At 70.7% G+C, this 23,076-nt stretch carries 38 protein-coding genes; 35 read left to right on the forward strand and 3 right to left on the reverse strand.

Features of this window, described 5'->3' with window-relative positions; genetic code table 11:
* Positions 1-17: 17 nt before the first annotated feature.
* The 3 genes from ACIF8S_RS29345 to ACIF8S_RS29355 all read right to left on the reverse strand — a co-directional run bounded on the left by ACIF8S_RS29345 (position 18) and on the right by ACIF8S_RS29355 (position 1,466).
* A complete protein-coding gene (locus ACIF8S_RS29345; protein ID WP_400003114.1) occupies positions 18-431 on the reverse strand; it encodes an NUDIX hydrolase in 414 nt (137 codons plus the stop codon).
* Positions 428-1,012: an NUDIX domain-containing protein gene (locus ACIF8S_RS29350; RefSeq protein ID WP_400003116.1), complete on the reverse strand. Its 585-nt coding sequence runs from the start codon at positions 1,010-1,012 to the stop codon at positions 428-430. Before ACIF8S_RS29350 ends, ACIF8S_RS29345 begins: the two co-directional genes overlap by 4 nt.
* A 214-nt stretch (positions 1,013-1,226) precedes the next feature.
* Complete coding sequence (locus tag ACIF8S_RS29355) at positions 1,227-1,466, reverse strand: hypothetical protein (RefSeq protein WP_400003118.1); 240 nt, start codon at positions 1,464-1,466, stop codon at positions 1,227-1,229.
* Between the two features lie 228 nt (positions 1,467-1,694).
* Between ACIF8S_RS29355 and ACIF8S_RS29360 the strand changes: the two genes are divergently transcribed.
* The 35 genes from ACIF8S_RS29360 to ACIF8S_RS29530 all read left to right on the forward strand — a co-directional run bounded on the left by ACIF8S_RS29360 (position 1,695) and on the right by ACIF8S_RS29530 (position 23,066).
* Positions 1,695-1,991, forward strand: coding sequence for a hypothetical protein (locus ACIF8S_RS29360; RefSeq protein ID WP_400003120.1), 297 nt, complete (start codon positions 1,695-1,697; stop codon positions 1,989-1,991).
* On the forward strand, positions 1,991-2,236 hold the full coding sequence (locus ACIF8S_RS29365; protein ID WP_400003122.1) for a hypothetical protein: 246 nt from the start codon (positions 1,991-1,993) through the stop codon (positions 2,234-2,236). The genes ACIF8S_RS29360 and ACIF8S_RS29365 overlap by 1 nt, the downstream gene beginning before the upstream one ends.
* Positions 2,237-2,412: 176 nt before the next feature.
* Positions 2,413-2,655, forward strand: a complete 243-nt coding sequence (locus ACIF8S_RS29370; protein ID WP_400003123.1) for a hypothetical protein — start codon at positions 2,413-2,415, stop codon at positions 2,653-2,655.
* Between the two features lie 91 nt (positions 2,656-2,746).
* The gene (locus ACIF8S_RS29375) at positions 2,747-2,932 is read left to right on the forward strand and encodes a hypothetical protein (RefSeq protein WP_400003125.1); all 186 of its coding nucleotides are present in this window, start codon (positions 2,747-2,749) and stop codon (positions 2,930-2,932) included.
* The gene (locus tag ACIF8S_RS29380; RefSeq protein WP_400003127.1) at positions 2,932-3,129 is read left to right on the forward strand and encodes a hypothetical protein; all 198 of its coding nucleotides are present in this window, start codon (positions 2,932-2,934) and stop codon (positions 3,127-3,129) included. The genes ACIF8S_RS29375 and ACIF8S_RS29380 overlap by 1 nt, the downstream gene beginning before the upstream one ends.
* 25 nt (positions 3,130-3,154) lie before the next feature.
* Positions 3,155-3,328 carry a hypothetical protein gene (locus ACIF8S_RS29385; RefSeq protein ID WP_400003128.1) on the forward strand — a complete coding sequence of 58 codons (174 nt, stop codon included), beginning with the start codon at positions 3,155-3,157 and terminating at the stop codon, positions 3,326-3,328.
* Positions 3,329-3,419: 91 nt separating this feature from the next.
* Positions 3,420-3,587, forward strand: a complete 168-nt coding sequence (locus tag ACIF8S_RS29390; protein WP_400003130.1) for a hypothetical protein — start codon at positions 3,420-3,422, stop codon at positions 3,585-3,587.
* Positions 3,588-3,689: 102 nt separating this feature from the next.
* Entirely contained in the window at positions 3,690-3,887 is a 198-nt protein-coding gene (locus tag ACIF8S_RS29395) for a hypothetical protein (RefSeq protein WP_400003132.1), read from the forward strand.
* Between the two features lie 21 nt (positions 3,888-3,908).
* Positions 3,909-5,213: a hypothetical protein gene (locus ACIF8S_RS29400; RefSeq protein ID WP_400003134.1), complete on the forward strand. Its 1,305-nt coding sequence runs from the start codon at positions 3,909-3,911 to the stop codon at positions 5,211-5,213.
* Positions 5,210-7,294 carry an FtsK/SpoIIIE domain-containing protein gene (locus ACIF8S_RS29405; RefSeq protein ID WP_400003136.1) on the forward strand — a complete coding sequence of 695 codons (2,085 nt, stop codon included), beginning with the start codon at positions 5,210-5,212 and terminating at the stop codon, positions 7,292-7,294. Before ACIF8S_RS29400 ends, ACIF8S_RS29405 begins: the two co-directional genes overlap by 4 nt.
* Before the next feature lie 223 nt (positions 7,295-7,517).
* Positions 7,518-7,976, forward strand: a complete 459-nt coding sequence (locus ACIF8S_RS29410) for a hypothetical protein (RefSeq protein WP_400003137.1) — start codon at positions 7,518-7,520, stop codon at positions 7,974-7,976.
* The gene (locus tag ACIF8S_RS29415) at positions 7,973-8,650 is read left to right on the forward strand and encodes a hypothetical protein (protein ID WP_400003139.1); all 678 of its coding nucleotides are present in this window, start codon (positions 7,973-7,975) and stop codon (positions 8,648-8,650) included. The genes ACIF8S_RS29410 and ACIF8S_RS29415 overlap by 4 nt, the downstream gene beginning before the upstream one ends.
* Before the next feature lie 42 nt (positions 8,651-8,692).
* Positions 8,693-9,271, forward strand: a complete 579-nt coding sequence (locus ACIF8S_RS29420; protein ID WP_400003141.1) for a GIY-YIG nuclease family protein — start codon at positions 8,693-8,695, stop codon at positions 9,269-9,271.
* A gap of 102 nt (positions 9,272-9,373) precedes the next feature.
* On the forward strand, positions 9,374-9,601 hold the full coding sequence (locus tag ACIF8S_RS29425; protein ID WP_400003143.1) for a DNA-binding protein: 228 nt from the start codon (positions 9,374-9,376) through the stop codon (positions 9,599-9,601).
* Between the two features lie 125 nt (positions 9,602-9,726).
* Positions 9,727-10,110, forward strand: coding sequence for a hypothetical protein (locus tag ACIF8S_RS29430; protein ID WP_400003145.1), 384 nt, complete (start codon positions 9,727-9,729; stop codon positions 10,108-10,110).
* 13 nt (positions 10,111-10,123) lie between these two features.
* Entirely contained in the window at positions 10,124-10,960 is an 837-nt protein-coding gene (locus ACIF8S_RS29435; protein WP_400003147.1) for a hypothetical protein, read from the forward strand.
* Positions 10,951-11,250, forward strand: a complete 300-nt coding sequence (locus tag ACIF8S_RS29440) for a hypothetical protein (RefSeq protein WP_400003149.1) — start codon at positions 10,951-10,953, stop codon at positions 11,248-11,250. The genes ACIF8S_RS29435 and ACIF8S_RS29440 overlap by 10 nt, the downstream gene beginning before the upstream one ends.
* Before the next feature lie 9 nt (positions 11,251-11,259).
* Positions 11,260-11,805, forward strand: a complete 546-nt coding sequence (locus tag ACIF8S_RS29445) for a class I SAM-dependent methyltransferase (protein WP_400003151.1) — start codon at positions 11,260-11,262, stop codon at positions 11,803-11,805.
* Between the two features lie 286 nt (positions 11,806-12,091).
* Complete coding sequence (locus ACIF8S_RS29450) at positions 12,092-12,292, forward strand: hypothetical protein (RefSeq protein ID WP_400003152.1); 201 nt, start codon at positions 12,092-12,094, stop codon at positions 12,290-12,292.
* A gap of 6 nt (positions 12,293-12,298) precedes the next feature.
* Entirely contained in the window at positions 12,299-12,535 is a 237-nt protein-coding gene (locus tag ACIF8S_RS29455; RefSeq protein WP_400003154.1) for a hypothetical protein, read from the forward strand.
* A gap of 48 nt (positions 12,536-12,583) precedes the next feature.
* Entirely contained in the window at positions 12,584-12,748 is a 165-nt protein-coding gene (locus ACIF8S_RS29460) for a hypothetical protein (RefSeq protein WP_400003155.1), read from the forward strand.
* Positions 12,749-12,959: 211 nt separating this feature from the next.
* Complete coding sequence (locus ACIF8S_RS29465) at positions 12,960-13,397, forward strand: hypothetical protein (protein WP_400003157.1); 438 nt, start codon at positions 12,960-12,962, stop codon at positions 13,395-13,397.
* The gene (locus ACIF8S_RS29470; protein ID WP_400003158.1) at positions 13,378-15,117 is read left to right on the forward strand and encodes a terminase; all 1,740 of its coding nucleotides are present in this window, start codon (positions 13,378-13,380) and stop codon (positions 15,115-15,117) included. The genes ACIF8S_RS29465 and ACIF8S_RS29470 overlap by 20 nt, the downstream gene beginning before the upstream one ends.
* The gene (locus ACIF8S_RS29475; protein WP_400003160.1) at positions 15,066-16,553 is read left to right on the forward strand and encodes a phage portal protein; all 1,488 of its coding nucleotides are present in this window, start codon (positions 15,066-15,068) and stop codon (positions 16,551-16,553) included. The genes ACIF8S_RS29470 and ACIF8S_RS29475 overlap by 52 nt, the downstream gene beginning before the upstream one ends.
* The gene (locus ACIF8S_RS29480; RefSeq protein ID WP_400003162.1) at positions 16,525-17,298 is read left to right on the forward strand and encodes a hypothetical protein; all 774 of its coding nucleotides are present in this window, start codon (positions 16,525-16,527) and stop codon (positions 17,296-17,298) included. Before ACIF8S_RS29475 ends, ACIF8S_RS29480 begins: the two co-directional genes overlap by 29 nt.
* A 59-nt stretch (positions 17,299-17,357) precedes the next feature.
* A complete protein-coding gene (locus tag ACIF8S_RS29485) occupies positions 17,358-17,954 on the forward strand; it encodes a hypothetical protein (protein WP_400003164.1) in 597 nt (198 codons plus the stop codon).
* 16 nt (positions 17,955-17,970) lie between these two features.
* Positions 17,971-18,915 (forward strand): phage major capsid protein, encoded by a 945-nt coding sequence (locus ACIF8S_RS29490; RefSeq protein WP_400003165.1) that lies wholly within the window; start codon positions 17,971-17,973, stop codon positions 18,913-18,915.
* Positions 18,916-18,962: 47 nt separating this feature from the next.
* Positions 18,963-19,937: a glycosyltransferase family 4 protein gene (locus ACIF8S_RS29495; protein ID WP_400003167.1), complete on the forward strand. Its 975-nt coding sequence runs from the start codon at positions 18,963-18,965 to the stop codon at positions 19,935-19,937.
* 10 nt (positions 19,938-19,947) lie between these two features.
* Positions 19,948-20,367, forward strand: coding sequence for a hypothetical protein (locus ACIF8S_RS29500; RefSeq protein WP_400003169.1), 420 nt, complete (start codon positions 19,948-19,950; stop codon positions 20,365-20,367).
* Positions 20,352-20,729 (forward strand): hypothetical protein, encoded by a 378-nt coding sequence (locus ACIF8S_RS29505; protein ID WP_400003171.1) that lies wholly within the window; start codon positions 20,352-20,354, stop codon positions 20,727-20,729. Before ACIF8S_RS29500 ends, ACIF8S_RS29505 begins: the two co-directional genes overlap by 16 nt.
* A gap of 8 nt (positions 20,730-20,737) precedes the next feature.
* A complete protein-coding gene (locus ACIF8S_RS29510) occupies positions 20,738-21,064 on the forward strand; it encodes an HK97 gp10 family phage protein (RefSeq protein ID WP_400003173.1) in 327 nt (108 codons plus the stop codon).
* Positions 21,064-21,462 (forward strand): hypothetical protein, encoded by a 399-nt coding sequence (locus ACIF8S_RS29515; RefSeq protein ID WP_400003175.1) that lies wholly within the window; start codon positions 21,064-21,066, stop codon positions 21,460-21,462. The genes ACIF8S_RS29510 and ACIF8S_RS29515 overlap by 1 nt, the downstream gene beginning before the upstream one ends.
* A 75-nt stretch (positions 21,463-21,537) precedes the next feature.
* Entirely contained in the window at positions 21,538-22,125 is a 588-nt protein-coding gene (locus ACIF8S_RS29520) for a phage tail protein (protein ID WP_359519019.1), read from the forward strand.
* Between the two features lie 87 nt (positions 22,126-22,212).
* Entirely contained in the window at positions 22,213-22,650 is a 438-nt protein-coding gene (locus ACIF8S_RS29525) for a hypothetical protein (protein WP_400003177.1), read from the forward strand.
* A gap of 65 nt (positions 22,651-22,715) precedes the next feature.
* Positions 22,716-23,066 carry a hypothetical protein gene (locus ACIF8S_RS29530; protein WP_400003179.1) on the forward strand — a complete coding sequence of 117 codons (351 nt, stop codon included), beginning with the start codon at positions 22,716-22,718 and terminating at the stop codon, positions 23,064-23,066.
* The last annotated feature ends 10 nt before the right edge of the window (positions 23,067-23,076 follow it).

Consider the following 23,076-nt stretch of genomic DNA (forward strand, 5'->3'; position numbering starts at 1 on the left):
ACCCGAACGGGTGACCGTCAGTGCGGCAGGACTTCGTCGAGGTACTCCTGCACCGGCCCGTACAGGCCGTAGGGCACGTACTCCTTGATCTCCGAGTGGGCGACCCAGGCGACCGCGTCGAGCTCCTCGTCGTCCGCGACCCGCGCCTCGCCCTGCAGCGGCTGGCAGGCGGTGTACGACATCAGCCGGCCCGTCTTCGGGTGCACCCGCTCCCCGAGGAGCTTCGTCGCGGCGACGACCAGACCGGTCTCCTCGGCCGTCTCCCGTACTGCCGCCTCCTCGGCGGCCTCCCCGTCCTCGATCTGCCCGGCCGGGAACTGCCACATCAGCTCGCCCTCCGACACCCGACGCCGCACCATGAGCACCTTGCCGTCGGCGACGATGATGGCGGCGGAGATGCCGGGCTTGTCGGTGGTCGTCTCGGTCGTCATGCGATCGCCTCCAGAGCGGTCAGGACGGGCGGAAAGATCTGCTCCTGCGGGATGAAGCGGGTCAGGCTGGCGCGCGGCACCCAGGTCACGTCGACGTTCTCCAACGGGTCGAGGTTCGCGGCGTCGCCGGCCAGGTGGTCGGCGAGGTAGTACGCGGCCACGACGCCGGTCACGGGGTGGACGCGCTCGCCCAGTTCCTCGCGGACCGTGCAGTGCACCCCCGTTTCCCCGTGGGTTTCCTGCACGGCGACGGTGGCCGGGTCGGCGCCCGGCTTCACCATGCCTGCGGGAAACTGCCAGCGCAGCTCCCCATCTCCGCGCCTGCACACCAGCAAGACGTCCTCCCCTCGCAGCACCACGGCGATCGCTACCCGCAACGCCTGCGCCTCCATGCGCGGAACCGGCGGACGCAGCAGGAGAGCGAATCGTCGCTGCACCGCCTCACCCGCCTGATCGTGTGCCGTGTCGAGGATCTGCTGAACCTCGCTGCGATGGACCATGCCGGGCGAGCTGTGCCACCGGCTGACGGTGCGCGGGGAAATCCCGAGACGCTCAGCGAACGCCTCGTTCGTCATCCGCATGGCCTCCTGCAGGAGGCACGCCGTCCGGCCTGTCCATGTACCGATGTCCACTGTGGGGGCTCCCGTGCTCGCTGCGCTCGGGTCTGGCGTGCTCGTGGCGACCTGGTGTCGCCCCGGTGTCTAGCCGTGCTCGCTATGTCGCTGTCGTGTCAGGGCGGTGTCCTTCTGCCGCGCGCGCGAAGCGCGTTGGCTGGACGGCATGAGAACTCGTTGCCTACCGGGAAGCGCGGGAGATCTGCTCTGCGCGCGAGCCCGTGACTCCGAAGTACTCGCCGACCTGGTCCCAGGTCCGGTCGTTCTTGAGCTCGCGGGCGATGCGCGCGCGCAGTTCCTTGAACTCGACTTTCAACTGCTCTTCCTGGGTGGCGGCTTCTCGGAGTCGCTCGGCAGGGTCGCTGATGGCGTCGAGAGCGGCGATCAGCGTGCGGCGGGCGTCGTCCGGAGAAGGGGTCATGGGACGAGAGTAGGCCCGTTCGGATGCGACTTCAAGCATGCGCTTGACGGCGCATCAGGAAGGGTCTACCGTCGAAGTCAGTCCTCAAGCACGCGCTTGAGGACGCCAAGCGTCGTCCACTCCTACCGGGCCCAGCCCGCGGACGGCACACAAAAGAAGACGGGCCGGACACCGCGACTCCTACCTCGCAGGCCGGCCCTCACCACCAGGTTCTAACGAGGAGATCCTGTGGCTACGCAGATCGTACAGGCGCCCACGAGCGCCGATCACGCGGGCGACACCGCCCCGCTTCCCACCGCCGCGATGCCGGCGCTGGCCCGCCTTCACTCCGCGTTCCCCGTCGTGCAGGCCGTGACCGTGTACGAGACGGCCGCCGTGCACGCCGTGCAGCTCGCCGCCCGCGCCGAGTCCGGCCACATGTCCGACCTGGACGCCGACGACCTGGCGCACGCCGAGGAGCTCATGGCCGGCGCCCGCGCCACCCTCGCCGCCGCCGGCCGCCTCGACCTGATCGGCGGCGAGTGATGGCGGGCGAGCGGGAGCGGCTGCAGCTGCTGAAGGCGCGCGCCCAGGAGATCGTGGACGGTCTGCCCGCGTGGGACGGCGAAGCGCCGGCCGTGCTGGTAACGGTCCTCGACCCGGTCACCCGGCAGCGGCTCGGCCACTGGTTCACCCCCGCCACCGTCGCCGCGCCCCAGCCCGCGTCGAAGCCGAAGCAGAAGCCGTCGGGGGCCCGTCGGCACCTGCGGCTCGTCGAGGAGGCGTCGTGACGGACGCCGACCGCGAGCGGATGCTCCGGGAGCTGCGCGAGGTCAACAAGCGCAGCGAGAACCGGCCCCGCTAGCACCCCCCCAGTCCGCCGCGGGTGGCGGACGTTTTTGACTCCCCTCCGGCCCGCCACCCGCGGCCACCAACCCCACCCACCGCACCCCTGAAAGGCACCGCTATGTCTCCGTTCCTGTTCTCCGCCGACCACGGCACCACCGACCTGGGCGCCCGGTTCCGCTCCGCGATCACCGTCGCCGAGGCGCTGACCCTGTCGATCTCCGAGGTGTTCGCCGAGTACGCCGAGGCCCGCCAGTCCGGCGACCAGGCCCGCATGGCCGCGGTCCTCGACTACGCCGCCGCCCTCGACCCCGACCTGGTCGACGAGCTCACCGGCTTCGACCGCTACCCGGCCGCCGCCTGACCCCCAGACCGCCGCCGCGCGGGCCCACCCCCTCCCGCGCGGCGGCACCCATCCACACAACCCACCGATCACCAACCGAGAGGAGCCCGTTATGGGCCTGTTCAGCCGTAAGCCGTCCGCCCCGACCACCACCGTCGACTGGGACGTCGCCCGCCGTGCCGGTGAGGCCGTGAACCGCGGTGACCTCGACGAGGCCGACCGCATCGTCAAGGCCACCAGCGACCCGAAGGCCCACGCGTTCGCCGCGTTCCGCTTCATCGACGACGCGGAGGACTGATGCGGCTCCTCGCCTGGCTGGCCGTGGTCGTGCCGTCGCTGGCCGTCGGCTTCGTCAGCCTCTCCGCCGCCAGCTCGATGGGCCTGGTGGAGCCCGTTCCGCTGATCGTCGCCGAGGCGGCAGCACTCGGAGCGTTCGCCGTCCTCAACCGCCTGGTCAGCGCCCGACTCGCCTCCCGCGTCCAGAACGACAGCTGATCACCCAACCCGAGAGGAGCCCGTCATGGGCTTGTTCACCCGCCAGAGCAACGAGAAGGCCGCCTACCAGAGCGGCGCCGACCGCGCCGACCGCGCGATCGAGGAGGGCAAGGTCGCCGAGCACGAGCAGCTGCTGACCGACCTGAACGCCCACCCGCAGACCCTGCGCGGCTTCCGCGACCGCCTCGCCGGCCGCTGACCCCCAGCCCCGGACCGGCGTGACGCTGCCGGATCGAATCCGGCCCGGGGCACGCACCACCCCACCTGATCACCAACCGAGAGGACTCCTCATGTTCGGACGCAAGGCCGCCCAGAAGCTCGACAACGCCGCTGCTGGCCTCCACAGCCGCTACGGCAAGGCCGGTGACGCCGTGGCCAACGCGGTGATCGCCCCCGTCCGCCGCCAGATCGACACCGGCTGCACCCGCTGCTCCCGCGGCAAGTGCAAGAAGCACTGACCTCCCAGCCCCGGTCTGGTCGATCCAGGGCCTACGCCGCGAAGGCAGGCCGGGGCGCCACTCCCGACCACCGAATCCCGCCCGACCCCTGGAGAGGTCGTCATGATCCGCATTGTCTTGTGGGCGCTGGCCGCCCTGTACCTGCTGCTCGTCGGCCTGTGGCCGCCGGCCCTCGCCCCCGTCGCGCTGGCCCTGTCCGGCGGCGCCACGCTCATCGCCGCCGTCCCGGGCGTCGTGTGGGTCGCCCTCGGCGTCATCGCCTGGCTGAAGCGCAAGCCCACCCCCGCCAAGACCGCCTGACCCCGGAAGGACTGATCCACCGTGACCGCCACGTCGATCGAGAAGAAGGTCAACGGCCACGCGCCGGCACCGGGCTTCGACGCTGTCGCGCTGGCCAAGGCGGAGGCGATCCGGACCAAGGCCGCCGCCGAAGCCGAAGCGCTCCGCATCGAAGCCGAAGCGAAGGCCGAGGCCGAGAAGATCCTTGCCACCGAGAAGGCCGAGAAGGAGCGCATCGCCAACGAGCGCGCCGCCATGCGGCTGGAGAAGGAGCGCGCCGACCACCAGGCGCACCTGGCGAAGAAGGCCGCCGAGACCGCCAAGGCCAAGGCCGAGGAGGAGAAGGCCGACCAGGCGCAGGCCGAGCAGGAGGCCGCCGAGGCCGAGCGGGCCGCCGAGCAGAAGCGCAGCGAGAACCTGTGGAAGTGGGGCGCCCGCGGAATCTACCTCGTCGGGCTGATCATCGCCGCGCCGGTGCAGTTCCTCGCGTTCTGGGACCCGCAGCGGCCGTTCCTCGTCGCCGCCCCCGCCCTCCTCGAAGGGCTCGCCCTCGTTCTCGCCTGCGGTGCCGCCTGGGCCGTCGCCCACCGGCGGGACGTCCTCCCGTACCGGATCGGCATCATGGCCGGCGCACTCATCGCCGCCGGGATCAACCTGTGGCACGGGCTCACCGACCCGGCGATCGGGCTGAACGCCGGCCTCATCGGCGCCATCGCCTCGTTGGGCGGTCCGATCGTCCTCATGGCCTACGAGCACGGCATCGCGCAGAAGGTCGACGGCATCCCCTCGTTCCGGGAGCGGCGCGCCACCGAGCGGGCCCGCCGCGAGCAGGAGGCCGCGCGGGAGAAGGCGCGCGCCGAGAAGCAGGCCGCCGAAGCCCGGGTCGCCGCCGAGAAGGCAGCCGCCGAAGCGCGCGCCGAAGAGGAGCAGCGGCGCAAGGACAACGACCGCAAGCAGCACCACCCGGAGGTGTGGGCGCTCGCCGACTCGATGCGCTCCGCCCGCGGCTCCCAGTACGTCACCGAGCAGATCTGGGCCGACGCCTGGTACCGCAAGACCGGCTCCAAGACCGTCGGCATCACCGTCGAGACCGAGGCCGAGACCCGCGCCGCGCAGGCCCGCATGAAGACGGCCACCGAGCTGCCCATAGAGGGGCCGTTGTCGCTGGTCAATTCCCAGCGACCCGCCCGCCAGAAGAAGGACCCGGAGACGCCCGATGGGCGCCGCAACAACGGCGGCACCCCGCCCCGCCGCCGCCCCGGCGACAGCCCGCCCCCGCACCCCATCGCCCGCGCCCAGGCGCGCCTCGAGCGCACCACCGACCAGACCGCGAAGGACACCCCGTGAGCATCGAGACGACCCCGAGCAGCAACCCCGACGACCCCGAGTGGAAGAGGCTCGTTGCCGACCTGGAGGCAGAGCCCGCCGACCCGGTCGGCGACCTTCCCCTCGTCCCGGAGTGGGCCCGCGACGCGGACGCCCGCAAGGCCGTCGCCCGCCGCGCCGCGCGCCGCGCGCGCCGTGCCGGGCGGCGGTGGCTGGCCCGCCAGCGCACCCCCCGCGGCCACGCCGCCCAGATCGCCCGCGGCACCCGCCGCACCCACGAATGGGTCGTCGGCTTCCACGGCGTCCACGTCCAGGCGGCCGCCCACCAGGCGCACCTCGCCACCCGCGAGGCCCGCGCCGCCGCCCGCCGCGCCCGGTACACGCTGATGCCCGGCCAGCGGGACAAGGCCCGCATGGTCGCCGACCGTGCGCAGACGCAAGCGCTCGCCGCGATCCAGCTGCACAAGCAGGCCCGGCAGACCGTCCGCCGCGGCCGGCTGCTGCGCGGATCCCTCGCCTACGGCACGCCGCTGCTGGTCGACACCGCCGCCCTGATCGAGTTCGGCGGGCTGGGCCTGGCCGGCGGCATAGCCGCCACCCTGTCCGTCGCCGCGTGGATCGGCCGCAAGCCGCAGGCCGAGGAGACCTGGGACCTCGGCCGGCGCAGCATCGGCGACGGCGACCGCCTCGACGAGCCCATGCTCACCCAGGCCTACCAGGCAGCCAAGGTCATCGGCGCCGACCAGGCCCTCACCATGGTCATGCCGTGCATGCTCACCGCCGACGCCCAGGCATGGGAGGCCGCCTTCGACCTGCCCGGCGGCACCCCCGCACGGAAGGCGCTCAACGCCACCGAGGCCCTGGCCGGAGCGCTCGGCGTCGCCGTGCAGCAGCTCCACCAGGCACGCGGTGACCGTGAAGGGCGGGTCCACCTTCGGGTGTCGCTGCAACTGCCGTTCACCGGCGCCCCCATCCAAGGCCCGCTCCTCGCGATGGACCGCGCCAACCTGTGGGAGGCAATCCCGATGGGCGTGAACCTGCGCAGCGAGAGCGTGTGGACGTCCTGGGTGGAGCGGTCCGGCCTCTTCGGCGGCGAGCCCGGCTCCGGCAAGTCCGCCGCGGCCAACGACCTGCTGCTCGCCGCAGCGCTCGACCCGACGGTCCGCCTGTACCTCGCCGACGGCAAGGCCGGCGCGGACATCACCCCGTTCGAGCCGATCGCCGCCATGTACGACACCGACGGCAACCCCGAGAAGCTGCTCGAGATCCTCACCCACATCTGGGAGGAGGAGATCCCCGAACGGCGGGCCCTCGCCAAGGAGTACGGTTCCCGCAAGCTCACCGCCGCCATGGCCGCCCGGGATCCGCGCGTCTGCTTGGCCGTGCTGCTGGTCGACGAGTGGTCGTCCTACGGGGCCGCCGCCGACCGCAAGACCCGCGAGGAGTGCGAGCGGCTGCTCCGGCTGATCGTGCAGCAGGGCCGCGCACTCGGCATCATCACCCTCGCCGCCACGCAGAAGCCCGACTCGGACTCGGTGCCGACCGGCATCCGCGACATCCTGTCCATCCGGTGGGCGATGCGATGCCTCACCCCGCAGGCATCCGACACGATCCTCGGCCAGGGGTACGCGTCCGCCGGCCACAACGCGCAGGACATCCTCAAGTCCCAGCGCGGCGTCGGCATCTACATGGACGGCGAAGGCGCCGAGCCCGAGCTGGTCCGCAGCTACTACTACGAAGACGACGAGGTCGAGGTGATCCTCGAGCGCGCGTACAAGCTGCGCGAGGGGGCCGGCACCCTGCCCGGCTCCGGCCCGTCGCTCGCCGACCGGCTCCGCGACGGCGGTGCGGACGGGGAGATCCTCGCCGTCCTCGTCGACACGTTCGGCGCGCGCGGTGAGGACGTCGACTGGCTGCCCGGTGCCGTCCTGCTGGATGCGCTGCGCGCCGCAGGCGTGGACGTCACCCCCGAGCGGCTGGCCGCTCTGGTGGTCCGCTCCGACGCCGACAAGGCGAAGCGGATGTGGGACGGGAGCCGGGTGTCCGGCTATCCCCGCGCGCTGGTGTTCGACACCGCGCAGCGGCTCCTCGAGCGGGTCTGAGACCCGGACCCAACCCGGACGGCCGCCCCGTATGCCCCGGAATGCCCCCGGACGGGGCGGCCTCCGACCTGGATGCGGAACTGCCGACCCGGACCTGCACAGGCCGAGTCGACACCGCCCCCGTCCAGGCCCCGCCTGGCCTCTGACCAGCGAAAACCGCCCGCCTGTCCGGGCCTTGTCCGAGTCCCTGCACCACCCCAAACCGGAACATTAAGGAATGATCATGGATGCCACCCGTGAGCAGGCGCAGCACCTCATCGACGCCGTCAACGACGCCATGGCGACCCCCACCGCCTACCGCGACGACACCCCCGTCCCCAAGATCGGAGACACCCCGCCCGTCCCGCAGCCCGACTCCCGCCGCGTCCCCGCCTGGGCCACCGGCGTCGCCGTCGCCTCCATCGGCATCGGCGCCGGCGCCGTCGGGATCGGCTGCGCGGTCTGGCTGGCCGCCAAGGGCCTCGCCGCGATCACCCTGACCGGAGTCCTCGCCGCCCTCTCCCCGTTCGTCGGCCTCGCCGCCCTGGTCCTCGCCATCGGTGCCGCCATCGCACGGGTGGGCCGTGCCAGCACCACGAACATCTACCAGGGCGCGGTCACCGTCACGTCGAAGACCGAGGTGAGCAGCACCGCGAAGGGCCTGTTCGCCCGCAACCGCAACCAGATCCGGGGGACGCGGTGAACACGACCGCCGACCTGAAGCTGCTGGGCGTCGCCGAGGTCAACGGGCAGCCGCTGGCCTGCGCCGCCTGCGGCAACACCTTCTCCCTCGAGGTCCACAAGCGCGGGCCGTTCGAGACCGGCGGGACGTGGATCTGCTGCCTGTCCTGCGGCGCCGGCCGCGAGAGTGCCGACGTCACCAACGGTCTGGTCGACGCCGTCCTCGCCGGATGGTGCGAGAAGCGCCAGGACGTCCTCGCCCGCGACACGTTCACCGCCGAATGGCGCGGCATCGTCTTCGCGGGGGAGCTGGTGCCGACGCTCGACTTCCACCAGGCGAAGGTCGCCGTCGAAGCCTGGCACGAGGTTGCCGCGCCCGAGGTGAAGCGCTGGTGGCGCGGGAAGAAGCGGTCCGCGAAGGCGAAGGTCAAGGCGCCCGTCCGCAAGGCGACCGCCGCAGTGAAGGCGTCGGGGCGGGAAGCGACCGCCGGCGTCAAGGCGCGCGCGCTCGGCGCGGTCTGGCAGATGCAGACCGGCGGCGCAGGCCTCCCCGGCCCGCGGGCCGTCCGCGGCTGCCCGGTGAAGGGCTGCCGCCGCGGCTGGCTCACGATCCGCACCCGCGTCCACACCGGCAGCGGGAAGAAGGGCAGCGTCCGCGTGAAATGCGCCGTCTGCACACGCACCGACGACAACTAGGAGACTCACGGCATGGTGCAACCTCGTAGACCGCGCGTCAGTATGAGGGACGCCTACGGGACGAAGAACTCGTCGAACGTCGGCCGGCGAATACCGCATGCCGACAAGGTCGACCCCGACGACCCGAACCGCACGGACATCCTGATCACGCTCCACAGGTTCGAGCTCGCCGGTATTGAGATCGACGATCGGGCGGTGGAAATAGCCACCAAGCTGACGCGCTGGCACATCAGCAACTCCGAAGAGAGGGAGCGAATAGCGGAAGAAGAAAGAGAGCGCCGACTCGCCGAAGCGCGGGAGCGGGACTGCTGGGTCTACTACCTTCGCTGCGGCCGTCTGATAAAGATCGGCATGACGACCAACCTCGCAACCCGATTTGCCTCCATCCGGCCTAACGAGGTGCTGGCCATCGAGCCGGGTGGCGCCGAGCGCGAAGCGCAGATGCATCGGAGATTCGCCGGACTGCGGGCAGGTGGTGAATACTTCCGCCCCGGCGCCGACCTCCAGCAACACATCAAGGAACTCCGCGAACAGCTTGGAGAGCCGAACTGGACCGCATCCATCGTTCCCGACGGCGACAACTGGTTCCCGGCAGACACGCGGGCATCAGACGGCACTTGACAGAGCAGTCACACCGAAGCGATCATCTGCTCAGATAGCCTTCGTGCGCTTTGAGCCCCACCAGTCTGGTGGGGCTCGCGCCATTTCCGGGGAGGTGAACGGATGCCTCCCGGCTACGTCTCCGCCGCAGATGCCGCCTACTACGCGGGCGTCCCCGTCGGCACCATCTGGCGCTGGGCCTCCGAAGGCCGCATCAGCAAGACCGGCCGCGGCAAGACCGCCAGCTACCTCGTGTTCGACCTACCCAAAGCGCGCCGAGACGAGTACACGCGCGAACTCCTCGAACCCGGCAAGCCGCCCCCGCTGCCCGCCGGAGCCCGCGCCGCCTAAGACCGGGGCGGACCCGGTCGCCGCCCCGAGTTCCGCCGCCGGTGCGCCCCCCGCCGCCGGCGGCGGAACCGTCCACCCCACACCCCAGCGCCGTGCGGCGCCCCAACACAAGGAGGGCCGCACCCATGGCAGACAACCTCAGCAACACAGCGGAAAACAGGGCGCTCGACTGGCTGATGGGCAACTCCACCACCGCGCCCACCACACCCCTGCGCGTCGCCCTCGTCACCGCCAACGGCAGCGACACCGCCGCCGGCACCGAAGTCACCGGCGGGTCCTACACGCGGAAGAACCTCACCACCGCCGCCGCCGTCAACGGCGCCACCAGCAACAGCGCCGACCTCGTCTGGACCGGCATGCCCGCCGCAACCGTCGTCGGCGTCGAAGTCTGGGACTCCGCCGGAACGCCGGTACGCCTCTGGCACGGGCCGCTCGCCGCCTCCCGAACCGTCCTCGCCGGCGACGAACTCCGCATCCCCGCCGGGTCCCTCACGTTCTCCCTGTCGTGATCGGAGGCAGCCGATGCCTCTCCTGACCACCCTCGTCGACAACTTCAACGACAACGTGATCGGCCCCAACTGGGGCGACTCCTACGGCGGCGCGGTAGAAACCGGCGGCCGGGCCCGCGTGCCGCTCGTCGCCGGACAGTACGCCGGCTACCAGACCGGCCGCGCCTGGACCCTCGCCGGAGCATCGATCTACCTCAAGCTCGTCACCCGGCCCGCCGCCTCCACCGGCACCGACGTATCCGCGAACTTCCTCGTCACCAGCCCGGTCGAAGGCACGTCGATCGGCTTCAAATACAACGCCGTCACCGGCAAGCTGCGCCTCCAGGCCAACGTCGACTACTACGACCCCAACGCGATCGAGCTCACCTACTCGGCCACCGACCATCTGTGGCTGCGGCTCCGCGAGGACGGCACCAACGTCTACTGGGACACCAGCGCCAACGGGTCCACGTGGACCAACCGGCGCACCCTCGCCACCCCCGCCTGGGTCACCGCCGCCGTCGACCAGTGCGCGCTCGACCTGTACGCCTACCGCGACGCCGGCGTCACCGACTACGCCGAATACGACAACGTCAACACGCTGGCTGACGGCGGCGTCGTCGCCGGAGCAGCCGCCCTCACCGCCGACAGCAGCCTCACCGCCACCAGCAAGGTCGCCGTCATCTCGGATGCCGCCCTCACCGCGGACAGCAGCCTCGACACCGCGGCACGGCTCACCGCCAACGGCAGCGCCCAACTCCAAGGCGACAGCGACCTCGGCGCCGACGCTGCGGGCAGCGACACCGGCGACATCGACTTCGCGGTCAGCAGGCCGACCTCAGGCTGGGTGGTGAGCGCGCCGTGGAGATAGCCGCCAGCAGCACCGAGTACGTGAAGGTCACCGCCACCGCCAAGGTCGGCGGCAGCCTCATCACCGCCGCGTCCCCGCCGAAGTTCGCGTTCCAGCCCACGTCGACCACCGGCAACCCGGCCACGGAGGACTGGCTGACGGGGGAGTGGAGCGCCCCGCACGCGCGGATCCTCGTCGGCCCGTCCGGTGGCGTCGTCACCCTGGAGCCCGGCGAATACCGGGTGTGGCTGTCCTGGGCTGCAGGCGTCGAAGCGCCCGTCTACCGGGCCGGAACGATCACCGTCTACTAGGAGACCGTCATGCCTACCAGCGACGCCGAGGGCAAGGACTGGTCCCTTCGGCTGTTCGAGCAGCACAAGCCGGACACCGTGTGCGATGTCGGCCCCGGCGAAGGCACCTACGCCAAGCTGTTCCGGCCCGCACATCATGGCGTGTGGTGGACGGCCATCGAGATCCACAAGCCGTACATCCGCAAGTACGGGCTCAAGAACACGGCCAAGCGCAAGGACATGTACGACGAGGTCCACAACCTCGACGCGCGTGAAGCCCCCGACCACCTCTTCCACCGGGACCTCGTCATCTTCGGCGACGTCCTGGAGCACATGCCCCGCGAAGACGCCGTCGCCCTCCTGCAGCGTGCCGAGCAGGCCGGCTGCTGGAACATCCTCGTCTCCCTGCCGATCGTCGAGTCCGAGCAGGGCGAAGTCGACGGCAACCCGCACGAAGCGCACCTCCACCAGTGGGACGCCGATGACATGGACGCCGTGCTCGCCGGACTCAGCGGCCGGGTCGAGTCCATGCGCGGCGGGACGCTTGGCTGCTGGTGGTGGAGTCGGCGCGCATGAGCGGCGGCTGGGATGGCTCCGACCGGAAGCAGCGCCTGCCCCGAGGGTGGGACCGCATCCGAGCCGAGACGCTCGCCAAGTTCCCGACCTGCGTCCTCTGCGGCGTGCGGCCCTCCACACACTGCGACCACATCCAGGCCAAGACCGACGACCACAAGCAGCTTCAAGGCGTGTGCGAACCCTGCCACCTGCAGAAGTCCAGCCGTGAAGGGAACGCCGCCCAGCGCGCCAACCCCCGGCCCGGACGCAAGAGGCCGCCCGAACAACACCCCGGGCTGAGGTGAAGATGGCGGCCTACCTCATCACCCACCCCCGGGATCAGAAGCTCGACAACCTCGTCATCGAAGACCCCGCCCTCACCCTCAGGTTCGAAGCAGGGTGGGCCATCCTCGCCGACGAGCAGGGTGTGTGCCTCGCCATTTCCAGCGGGCAAGGAGCGTCCATCCAGCGGGTAGACGAAGAGGAGCCCGCGCCACGGAAGGAGTGATCCACTGTGGCAAGCCGAGGACGAGCCAGCAGGGGCAACGCCGAGACCCTGCGCAGGTACTGGACCAGCGGCCCCGGCGCCGCCAAGATCCGCTGGGGGACGGCCGGCGACTGGACGCGATGCACCCGCCAGCTGCACAAGTACATGGGGTCCAGGGCCAAGGGCTACTGCCAGCTCCTGCACCGCAGGGCAACAGGCGTGTACACGGGATCACGAGCCAACGTCGGCAGGCGCAGGCGGTAGCCACGCAGGCCGGCTGCTGGGCACGCGCTGCGGGGGAGAGTGGTCAGGGTGCTGCACGTCGTGCCGCTGGGCGACGCGGTGGAGCACGAGGCCGATGACGACTGCATCTGCGGACCGACACTCAAGCCGATCACCGGCGACGGCGGGACGATCGTCTGGCTGATGGTCCACCACAGCCTGGACGGCCGCGAAGCCACCGAAGACGATCACTGAACGGTCACCGCCGGCCGACCAGGGTGGGGGGCTACCCCCCTCCCCCCGGATCTCCCGGATCGGGGCCGTATAGCACCTGACTGTCTGTACGGGTTCCCAAGGCCGGGGCCCGCCTTCACGCAGTGTGACCGGCAGCCCTGGAGGCGGCCGGCCGCACGCGTCTACATCCCGCCCCGCGCCCTGGTGGCGCGACCCGACCCTGGAGGTCTACATGGGCGTAACCGGACCGATCCCCAAGAGGACCGAGGAGCGCCGGCGCCGCAACAAGGACGACGGCCCCGAGCTGGTGCAGGCTCCGTCGGCGCCGCCCGCCGAGCTGCCGGACCTGCCGGAGCCGGATCCGAACTGGCACGAGATCGCCACCGACTGGTACCTGTCCCTGCGCGAGTCGGGGCAGGCGGCGTTCTATCAGCCGTCGGACTGGGCGGTGGCCCGGTATGCGGCGGAGCTGATGTCTCGCGGCCTGTCGTCGGACCGGCCGCCGAACGGCCAGTACGTGGCGGCGCTGAACAGCGTGATGACGTCGCTGCTGACGACGGAGGGCGACCGACGGCGGGCGCGGATCGAGCTGGAGCGGAAGAAGCCCGCTGGGATGAAGCTCGCATCGGTAAGTCCGCTGGACTCCTACCGTGACATCGCAGGGGGCTGACGAGCAGGTCCCCGACGTCGTCGAACCCTTCACGCTCGGGCCAACCTGGAAGCGCGGCCCGGACGGCCTCTTCGTGCTGCCGGAGTTCACGCTGGGCTGGCAGGCCCTGGCCTGGACGAAGATGTACCTACAGCACTACGTCGGCGAAGAGTGGCAGTACACGAATGAGCAGGCCCGCCTGACGCTGTGGTGGTACGCGATGGACCCGGTGACGCACCGGTTCCTGTGGCGAGACGGCGTCATTCAAAGGCTGAAGGGTCACGGCAAGGACCCGCTGATTGCTACGTGGGGCGCCTTCGAATTCGTTGGACCGTGCCGTTTCGGCGGGATCGCAGACGAGGACAACGAGTGGCGTATCCCGGCGGGGCAGCCGCTGGGTGTGCAGCATCCGGCGGCGTGGGTGCAGATGGCGGCGGTGTCGCAGGACCAGACGCGGAACACCATGACCCTGTTTCCGTCGATCTTTACGAAGCGGGCGATTGAGGAGTACCGCATCGATCTCGGCAAGGAGATCATCTACGCGGACAAGGGGCGGGCGCGGATTGAGGCGGTCACGTCCTCGCCGCGGGCTCTTGAAGGTGGGCGTCCGACGGCTACCTATCTGAACGAGACCCATCACTGGGTGGAGTCGAATCAGGGCCACGAAATGGCCGCGGTGATCGAGCGTAACGCCACGAAGTCGGCGGATGGCCAGTCCAGGACGATGGCGATCACGAACGCCTACGAGCCGGGTGAGGACTCGGTGGCGGAGCGCACCCGGGAGGCTTTCGAGTTGGCGCAGGCCGGGCGTTCGGCGGACACCGGGCTGTTCTACGACTCGCTGGAGGCTCCGGCCGAGGCGAAGCTGACGGAGGAGTGGATTCGGCCGACGCTACTGGCGGTCCGCGGGGATTCCGTGTGGCTGGACGTGGAGCGGATCACGGCGTCGATCCTCGACGTCCGTAACCCGCCCTCCCGCTCGCGCCGATTCTGGTTCAACCAGATCACGGCCGCGGAGGACGCGTTCCTCGCCCCGTATGAGTGGGACGCCTGCCGCCGGGAGGGTGCCGGGCTGCAGCCAGGTGACGAGATCGTGCTGTTCTTCGACGGCTCCAAGAGTGATGACGCGACGGGGTTGGCGGCGTGCCGCATGTCGGACGGGTTCGTGACCGCGGTGGGTGTGTGGCAGCGGCCGGCGAACTGGCCTTCGGATGTGCCGTGGCGGGTTCCGCGTGAGGAGGTCGACGGCACCGTGGACCAGGTGTTCGCGGACTACCGGCCGATCGCGTTCTTCGCGGACCCGGGCGCCGGGCACGACGATGCGGACGGCGAGCGGTACTGGGACGGCTTCATCGACGCGTGGGCGCAACGGTACGGGCGGAAGCTGAAGCTGAAGGCGGTGACGGGTGGCGCGAACCGGCACGCGGTGCTGTGGGACATGCGCGACCGCCGCCGCCAGCAGACGTTCACGGAGGCCACGGACCGCTTTTACCGGGATGTGCTGGAGCGGCAGCTGACGCATGACGGGCACCGGGTGCTGCGGCAGCACGTGGCGAACGCCCGCCGGCGCACGAACCAGTGGGGTTACACGATCGGCAAGGAGCACCGCGAGTCCGCCCGGAAGATCGACCTGGCGGTGTGTGCGATCGGGGCGCGGATGCTGCGCCGGATGATGCTGAACTCGACGGCGTGGTCGAAGCGTGGCCGGCCCGGCAAGGGGAGGGTGGTGGTCCTGCGATGACTGCGACGATCCCTGAGCTGCCTCTGCTCACGCTGTCGGACGACGAGAGTCGGCTGCTGACGGCGTTGAAGTCGGACCTGGTTAACCAGCGGTTCAAGCTGGAGTTGCTGGACAGCTACTTCAACGGCGAGCAGGTTCTGCGGGACTTGGGTATTTCGATCCCGCCGCAGCTGCGGACTCTGCACACGGTGATCGGCTGGCCTCGCACGGGTGTCGAGTCGCTCGAGGAGCGTCTGGACTTGGAGGCGTTCCGCTGGGCGGATGGCTCAGATTCGTCGGAGCTAGAGGAGATCGCCGAGTCGAACGACCTGTACGACGAGGCGTCGCTCGCGCACCTGGACGCGCTGGTGTACGGCCGTGAGTACGTGGCGGTCGGCTCGGGCGAGGAGGGGGATCCGCCGCTCATCACCTTCGAGTCGCCTCTGGACATGACCATGTTCTGGGATGCGCGTCTTCGGATGGCGACGGCGGCCCTGCGCACGGCGGTCGAGGACGGCGTGGACGTTGTGACCCTGTACCTGCCGGATCAGACGGTGTACGCGGCGCAGGTGGATGGCGGGTGGGAGATCTACGACCGGGACATTCACCGGCTGGGCATGGTGCCGGTGCTGCGGATGGCGAACCGGCAGCGCACGGCGGACCGGATCGGCAAGTCGGAGATCACGCCGGAGGTCATGTCGATCACGGATGCGGCGTGCCGCAGGTTGATGGGCATCGAAGTGGCCGCGGAGTTCTTCGGCGCGCCGCAGCGGTACATCCTCGGCGCCTCGGAGACGTCGTTCCAGGACGCGGAGGGCAACGCCAAGTCCGCGTGGGAGACGTACATCGGCCGTGTGCTGGCGCTGGAGCGGGACGAGGACGGCAACGTGCCGCAGGTCGGTGCGTTCACGGCTCATGACCCGTCCGGCCAGACAAAGATCATCGACCTGTACGCGCGGATCATGGCGTCGCAGCTGTCGGTGGCGCCGCACGTGTTGGGCTACAGCAGCGACAACCCGGCCTCGGCGGACGCCATCCGGTACGCGGACAACCGGCAGGTGAAGAAGGCCGAGCGCCGCATCAGGAGGTTCTCGGCGACGCACCGGGATGCCATGAGGTTGGCGTTGTGGTTCCGGAACGGAGAGCCGCCGCCGAAGGAGCGTCGCATCGAATGCGTGTGGCGGAACCCGGCGACGCCGACCCTGGCGGCCCAGACGGACGCCACGGTCAAGCTGGTCCAGCAGGGCCTCATTCCCGCGGACTCCGACGTGGCGCTGGAGATGGCGGGGCTGACGGAAGACCAGCGGCGCCGGGTGCACGCCGAGCGGCGCCGCAGCGCGGGCGCGGCGGCGGGCGGCCGGCTCATGGAGCGGCTCGCCGCGCTGAGCGAGGGCAGCGAGCTGCCTCCGGCTTCGGAGGTGGTGGCCGGTGGCGACGACGGTCTCGGACAGCAGTGACGATGCCGCTCGCTTCCGTGCCGCGCAGATCGGCTTGACGCGGCTGCTGGTGCGGGATGTACGCGGCTTGCGGCGGCTGATTCTGCCGACGCGGCTGCGGGAGTCGGTGCCGGACTGGCTGGCCGGCATGAACCTGGTGGTGGCCCAGTATTCGAGGACGTCGGCTGCTCTGGCTGCGGAGTTCTACGACGCGCAGCGGGAGGCGGCCGGCGTGCCGGGCCCGTTCGCGGTGCCGTTGGCGGATCCTCCTCCGGAGGAGCAGACAACGGCGTCCCTGCGGTGGGCGACGAAGGACCTGTGGCCGCGCGAGCCCGAGGTGGCGACCCCGGCCCAGCTGGAGCCGCTGGACGTCCGCCTGGACCAGGCGGAGAAGAAGGCGGAGCAGGTCGCGCAGAAGTTGGTGGCGGATACGGGCCGCGGCACTGTCCAGGCGGCGGTGCGGCAGGACCGGCAGGCCACGGCGTGGGCGCGGTCGGCGGCCCGGGGCGCGTGCAGCTTCTGCAAGCTGCTCGCCTCCCGTGGGGCCGTCTACGGCGAGGACACGGCAGATTTCCGGGCGCACGACGGCTGTCACTGCGGCGTGATCCCGGTGTTCAGGGGGCAGCGGTTCGAACTGTCTCCGCATGCCCGTGAGTGGGAGCGCCTCTACCGCGAGTTCGCGGAGGGGCACTCCGGCGATCAGCTGCGCCTGTTCAGACGGGCGCTCGCCGAGCACGACAGCAACCCGCTGCCGGGCTTGAACTGACCAACCCTTACGGCTGCCCCGGAGGCGGCCTTTCTCAGCCCCTGGAGGGCGAATCCACCATGCCCGAAAACGAGGAGACGACCGAGCAGGTCGAGTCGGCCCCGTCCGAGACCGAAGCTGCCCCGGAGGCGGCTACGTCCAAGGAGGAGCCGTTCGACCGGGAGCGCGCCGAGGAGAAGATCCGTAAGGCCAACTCGGAGGCGAAGAACCTCCGGGAGCGCCTGAAGGAACTGGAACCCCTCGCCCAGAAGGCGCGGGAGCTCGAGGACGCACAGAAGTCGGAGCAGGAGCGACTCACCGAGCAGCTCACGCAGGCCCAGGAACGCATCCGCACCGTGCAGCAGCGTGCTGTGCGCGCGGAGGTGCGGGCCCTGGCGGCGGCCGAGTTCGCCGACCCGGAGGACGCGCACGCCTTCCTCACTCTCGACTCCTACATCGACGACAGCGGGGAGATCGACGCGGCGGCGATCCAGCAGGACCTTGCGGACCTGCTGAAGCGTAAGCCGCACCTCGCGAGGTCGAGCGGCGACGTTTCGCCGCGTCCGCCGCGGCCGGACCGCTCGCAGGGTTCTTCGGGCAACGGCAGCCGCACCCCTACAAGGCCCGAGGAAGAGTTCGCCGGCTGGCTCGGCAACCTCCTCGGCAAGACCAGCTGAGAAAGGCAGGCCCCTCATGGCCACGACCCTGTCGGACATCAATCCGACTTTCCTCCCCAAGACGATCATCGGGCCGATCTTCGAGAAGTCGGTCGAGCAGTCGGCGGTCATGAGCCTGTCGCGGCGTGTGCCGCTGGCGATGACCGCGAACACGGCGGTGCCGGTGCCGCTGGACGTGCCGACCGCGGACTGGGTGTCCGAGGGCGGCCGTAAGCCGGTCTCCTCGGGCGGCGTCGGCATCAAGGAGATGTCCGGCAAGAAGGTCGCCGTGCTGATCCCGGTCAGCATGGAGGTCGCGAACTCCAACGCGGCCGGCCTGTGGTCGCAGCTGCAGAACGACCTGCCGACGGCGTTCGCCCGCGCCTTCGACATGGCGGCGATCCACGGCAAGACCATGTCGGGCGCCAACGGTCCGTTCGGCGACTTCCTCGCCGACACCTCGAAGGCGGTCAGCCTGGGCACCACCACGCAGGCGAACGGCGGCATCTGGGGCGACTTCGTCAAGGGCATGGGCGACGTCGTCGACGACGACTGGGACTACACCGGCACGGTCGCCGACCACCGCCTGAAGGCCCGCCTCCTGGGTGCGACGGACACGACCGGCCGCCCGATCCTGGTGGACACCACGCAGCCGGGAACCGGCGCGGCCCTGGCGGGAACGCTGATCGGCGAGCCGGTCGCCTACTCCCGCAGCGTGTCGGGCAAGCTGCGCCGCCAGTCCACGTCGGCGGACTCCGGTCTGCGGGCGATCGGCGGCGACTGGTCGCAGACGGCCTACGGCGTCGGCATGGACATCACCGTGCGGGTCTCCCGCGAGGCCACGTACATCGACGAGAACGGCGACCCGGTGTCGGCGTTCCAGAACAACCTCGTGCTGCTGCTCGCCGAGGCCTACTACGGCTTCGTCGTCGGCGACACGGAGGCGTTCGTCAAGTTCACCGGCACTCCGTCGGGGACCTGATGGGTGCGGTCCCGGCTTCCGCGCCGGGCGGGACCGCGCTCCGGATCGTGGCCCGCGTTCATCTGATGCCGCCGCAGCACAACGCGGGCGCCGAGCACATGCTGGTGTCGATGCTGCGGCCGCTGGTGGAGCGCGGGCACGACGTGCAGGTGTGGCTGTCTCGGTACGGCAAGGCCCACGAGGTCTACGACTACCGGGGCATCCGCGTGGTGCCGCTGGAGGCACGGCTGGACTTCCCCACGGCTGTGCGGCAGGCGGACGTCCTCATCTCGCACCTGGAGTGCGTGCCGTCGACGTCGGCTCTGGCCCGCGGCTACGGCAAGCCGGTGGTGGTGCTCTGCCACAACACGCACCGGCCCACGTTCCGGGACATGGCGGCGGGCAACACCGCCCTGGCCGTCTACAACTCGCGGTGGATGCAGGCGGAGGCTGAGCTGTTCTTCGCCGAGTATCCGAAGTCGGTCCGGCCCGGCGGCAGCATCATCGTCCGCCCGCCGGTGTTCGCCGACGAGTATGCGACGAAGCCCGGCAAGGCCATCACCCTGGTCAACTGCAACGTCGAGAAGGGCGGGAAGGTCCTCGAGGCCCTCGCCCGCCGCATGCCGGACCTGCAGTTCCTCGCGGTGCGCGGCGCCTACGGGGAGCAGGTCCTCCCGGACCTGCCGAACGTGGAGGTCCTCGACCATGTGGACGGGGCGGACATGCGTGAGCGGGTGTACGCCCGCACGCGGGTGCTGCTGATGCCGTCCTCGTATGAGTCGTGGGGCCGGGCCGGCGTGGAGGCGCTCGCCTCCGGTATCCCGGTGGTCGCGCACCCCACGCCGGGGCTGTGCGAGTCGCTGGGCGAGGCCGGGGTGTTCGTCGACCGCAGCGACGTCGACGGCTACGAGGCGGTCCTGCGGAAGCTTCTGACGCCTGCCGAGTACCGGCTGGCGTCGAAGCGGGCGAAGGCCCGCAGCGCCGAGCTGGATCCGTCTGCTGAGCTGGCCGCCTGGTGCGATGCCGTGGAGGCCCTGGCCTGAGGAGGTCCCCGTGGCGTTCGTGACTCCGACGGCCGAGCAGCTGGGCCTGTACCTGGACCTGCCGGAGATCAACGGGGCTCGGGCGGATCTGCTGCTGCAGCAGGCGGTGGCGCTCGCGGAGACGGTGGTGCGGCCGCTCCCGGACCGGGCAACCGCGGTGGTCCTGTCGGTGGCTGGCCGGGCCTACGTCAATCCGCAGCAGGTGTCCTACGAGACGATCGGCCCGATGTCGGTGCAGCGCCCTCAGGGCTCGGGCGGCCTGTATCTGACGAAGGCCGACAAGAGCGCTTTGAAGGCGCTCGCGGGCAGGGGTGGGGCGTTCACGGTGGATCCGACGCCGGCGGACGCGGACCCGTCGCCCACCTACCCGGTCGACGCCGACCTGCTCGTCGATGACGGCTGGCCGGAGCCGGGATGGGGGTATCCCTGATGCCCGGCCCGTATCCGTTCGGGGAGACGGTGCGGATCCTGCGCACCGGCCCGTCCCCGGGCCGGGATCCACGCGGGCAGCCGCTTCCGGGCCTCGACGAGTCGTTCGACGTGCCGGGGTGTGTGGTGACGCCGCGGCAGGAGTCGCCGGCGGTCGGCGGGTCGGAGCAGCAGGCGAGGGACACGGTCATCGTCGGCTGGACGGTGTACGCCCCGCCGGGCACCGTCATCCGCACCACGGACAAGGCCCGGATCCGGGGCGTGGTCTGCGAGATCACGGGCGAGCCGGGCGACTGGGGCCGCAGCCCGTTCACCGGGACGCGGGGTGCGGTGCAGTTCGCGGCGGACCGGGTCACCGGCTAGGAGGTGTGATGGCTGCACGGTTCAAGATGAAGCGGCAGGGTGTGGGCAAGCTGCTGCGGTCGGAGATGATCCGCGCGGACATGGTGCGCCGCGCGGAGAACATCAAGTCGGCGGCGGTCTCGCTGTCGCCGACCGGCGGCAGTGGCGACCCGCACCCGGGCCAGTACAAGGGCGCGTGGCAGGTGTCGTCGTCGACGCGCGGCGGGCGTCGCCGGGACCGTGCGGTGGCCTACGTCCACAACCCCACCTATTACGCCCGCTGGGTGGAGTACGGCACCGAACGCGTTCCCGCGCATCACGTGCTGCTGCGCGCGGCCGCGGCCGGGGGCGACTGATGGGCGCCGTCGGCTCGGTGGACGTCGAGCTCGAGGTGATGGTCGCCTTGCGGGCGTTTCTCGGCGACGACGTCGTGGTCCGCGACGAGCTGGACAACAACCTCGCGGCGGAGTTGCCGACGGTGCAGGTGCAGGTGGCTGGCGGTGACGACGACGGGATCCGCCTGGACCGCCCGTTCGTGGACATCGACGTCTATCACTCCACCCGCGGCGACGCGATCGCTCTGGCCGGCCTGATCCGCGGATGGGTGCTCACGCAGCTGCGCGGCAGCGTCACGGACACCGCGGTGTTCGGCCGGACCGGCACGATCTCCCGGCCTGCTGTGAGGCCTTACGAGAACACCGCCCTGCGCCGTGTGGGGGCGACCTACGAGATCTACTGTCACCCGGTCTCCTGACCGGCTGGGCCCGCGCCGGACCCTGTATCCCTGACCCCGCCGCACGCGGGGTCTTCGCATGTCTGGAGACCCTTCATGGTTTCGATCACCCGCGCAGCGGACCTGCTTGAGGTGGGGGCAAATGGAGGCGGGTGGGTAGCGCCACTCGGCACGTCGTCCCCCGCCGACCCGGCGATCCAGCCGGCGGCCCCGTGGCTGCCGCTGGGCGCCATCTCCGACGACGGCCTGGTGCAGGGCTTCGAGGAGGACACCCAGTCGTTCACCCCGTGGGGCTACACCGCCCCGATCCGCACCACCATCACGTCCTCGCTGCGCACGTTCGGGCTGACGGTGTGGGAGACGGGCCGCACCACGGTGCAGGCGCTGCAGTATCGCCTCGATGCTGCGGACCTCACCCCGGCTGGCGGCCTGACCACGTTCGCGGAGACCGCGTCCCCGACGCCGGACCGGCGCGCGTTCTGGTTCGTCGTCCTCGACGGCGACAACTTCCAGCGCGGCTTCTACGTGCCGGAGGGCGAGATCACCGAGCGCTCGGACGTCACGCACAAGCAGGACGAAATCGCCGGGTTCGAGTGGACGATCACCGCCTACCCGGACAACGCCGGCAACACGGTCTACCACTTCGACCGCCTCCCGGAGACCCCTGAGTACAGCGGGTCCTGAGCTGGTGGACGGGCCGCCACCCTGGCGCGGGCCCGGCCCGTCCACCTTTTACCCCTGCCCGCGCCCTGAACGAAGGAGGCCCGCGCCGTGGCCAGTACGCGCAGCACGACCGGTACCAGCAAGAAGCCCCGCAGCGCCTCGCGCGCCGCAAGCCGACCCGCGACCACCCGGCACGTGGAACCGGACGTCGACCGAGAGACCGAGGACGTCGAGATGGACCCGGCCGAGGCTCAGGAGATCGAGGCCGAGGGGCACTACGTCACCGCCGAACTGTGCGGTGAAGAGGTGCAGATCATCCCGCCGACAGCGTGGCGGTCATCCTGGCAGCGGATGCTGAACCAGGGCATCCTCGACGGCTTCGCCGAGAAGGTTCTCCACCCGGAGGACTACGAGTACTACCTCGAGACGGACCCGACGATCGCCGAGTTCATGGAGTTTGTGGAGACCGCCGCCTCCCGGTCCGGTGAGGGCCCGGGAAAATCGCGTGGACCCGCTCCGTCGTCGAGGCGTATGCGGAGGCGGTAGAGGGCGACCTCGCCTTCTACTACCCGAGGTCCGAGGACCAGATCGACGCCTACCACCGCGGAGAGATGACGGCCCGCCGGTTGCGGGTGCTCATCCAGCGCCTGCCGCCGGAGTCGGCGACGTGGACCGCGCTGCGGAACGCGGCCGACCCGGCGGACCTGGCCGAGCAGGCAGAGAAGGGCGAACCGGAGAAGGGTCGCTGGTCCCAGCTGGAGCAGCTCGTCGCGATCGTCGCGGACCGGGTGGCGCATCTGGAGTGGGCGCTGTGGTCGGTGAACATCGAGAAGAAGAGCCAACGCCCGGACCCGCCGGAGCCGCTGCGCCGGCCCGGTGTCGGGCCCCGCAAGAAGAAGCCGAAGCTCAACACCAACAGCGCTGATCGGTTGTTCCAGCTCATTCAGGGGGGCGCCGAGTAGCGCCACGGAG

This window comes from Streptomyces sp. NPDC085937, from assembly GCF_044540535.1.
GTDB lineage: Bacteria > Actinomycetota > Actinomycetes > Streptomycetales > Streptomycetaceae > Streptomyces.

Coding starts and splice junctions, on each gene's coding strand:
- ACIF8S_RS29485 (WP_400003164.1), top strand. CDS start 17,358: ATGCCCGAAAACGAGGAGACGACCGAGCAGGTCGAGTCGGCCCCGTCC.
- ACIF8S_RS29520 (WP_359519019.1), top strand. CDS start 21,538: ATGGTTTCGATCACCCGCGCAGCGGACCTGCTTGAGGTGGGGGCAAAT.
- ACIF8S_RS29530 (WP_400003179.1), top strand. CDS start 22,716: ATGACGGCCCGCCGGTTGCGGGTGCTCATCCAGCGCCTGCCGCCGGAG.
- ACIF8S_RS29345 (WP_400003114.1), bottom strand. CDS start 431: ATGACGACCGAGACGACCACCGACAAGCCCGGCATCTCCGCCGCCATC.
- ACIF8S_RS29395 (WP_400003132.1), top strand. CDS start 3,690: ATGATCCGCATTGTCTTGTGGGCGCTGGCCGCCCTGTACCTGCTGCTC.
- ACIF8S_RS29365 (WP_400003122.1), top strand. CDS start 1,991: ATGGCGGGCGAGCGGGAGCGGCTGCAGCTGCTGAAGGCGCGCGCCCAG.
- ACIF8S_RS29420 (WP_400003141.1), top strand. CDS start 8,693: ATGAGGGACGCCTACGGGACGAAGAACTCGTCGAACGTCGGCCGGCGA.
- ACIF8S_RS29445 (WP_400003151.1), top strand. CDS start 11,260: ATGCCTACCAGCGACGCCGAGGGCAAGGACTGGTCCCTTCGGCTGTTC.
- ACIF8S_RS29430 (WP_400003145.1), top strand. CDS start 9,727: ATGGCAGACAACCTCAGCAACACAGCGGAAAACAGGGCGCTCGACTGG.
- ACIF8S_RS29505 (WP_400003171.1), top strand. CDS start 20,352: ATGGGGGTATCCCTGATGCCCGGCCCGTATCCGTTCGGGGAGACGGTG.
- ACIF8S_RS29355 (WP_400003118.1), bottom strand. CDS start 1,466: ATGACCCCTTCTCCGGACGACGCCCGCCGCACGCTGATCGCCGCTCTC.
- ACIF8S_RS29490 (WP_400003165.1), top strand. CDS start 17,971: ATGGCCACGACCCTGTCGGACATCAATCCGACTTTCCTCCCCAAGACG.
- ACIF8S_RS29515 (WP_400003175.1), top strand. CDS start 21,064: ATGGGCGCCGTCGGCTCGGTGGACGTCGAGCTCGAGGTGATGGTCGCC.
- ACIF8S_RS29450 (WP_400003152.1), top strand. CDS start 12,092: ATGGCGGCCTACCTCATCACCCACCCCCGGGATCAGAAGCTCGACAAC.
- ACIF8S_RS29380 (WP_400003127.1), top strand. CDS start 2,932: ATGCGGCTCCTCGCCTGGCTGGCCGTGGTCGTGCCGTCGCTGGCCGTC.
- ACIF8S_RS29425 (WP_400003143.1), top strand. CDS start 9,374: ATGCCTCCCGGCTACGTCTCCGCCGCAGATGCCGCCTACTACGCGGGC.
- ACIF8S_RS29435 (WP_400003147.1), top strand. CDS start 10,124: ATGCCTCTCCTGACCACCCTCGTCGACAACTTCAACGACAACGTGATC.
- ACIF8S_RS29510 (WP_400003173.1), top strand. CDS start 20,738: ATGGCTGCACGGTTCAAGATGAAGCGGCAGGGTGTGGGCAAGCTGCTG.
- ACIF8S_RS29465 (WP_400003157.1), top strand. CDS start 12,960: ATGGGCGTAACCGGACCGATCCCCAAGAGGACCGAGGAGCGCCGGCGC.
- ACIF8S_RS29375 (WP_400003125.1), top strand. CDS start 2,747: ATGGGCCTGTTCAGCCGTAAGCCGTCCGCCCCGACCACCACCGTCGAC.
- ACIF8S_RS29350 (WP_400003116.1), bottom strand. CDS start 1,012: ATGCGGATGACGAACGAGGCGTTCGCTGAGCGTCTCGGGATTTCCCCG.
- ACIF8S_RS29410 (WP_400003137.1), top strand. CDS start 7,518: ATGGATGCCACCCGTGAGCAGGCGCAGCACCTCATCGACGCCGTCAAC.
- ACIF8S_RS29370 (WP_400003123.1), top strand. CDS start 2,413: ATGTCTCCGTTCCTGTTCTCCGCCGACCACGGCACCACCGACCTGGGC.
- ACIF8S_RS29390 (WP_400003130.1), top strand. CDS start 3,420: ATGTTCGGACGCAAGGCCGCCCAGAAGCTCGACAACGCCGCTGCTGGC.
- ACIF8S_RS29385 (WP_400003128.1), top strand. CDS start 3,155: ATGGGCTTGTTCACCCGCCAGAGCAACGAGAAGGCCGCCTACCAGAGC.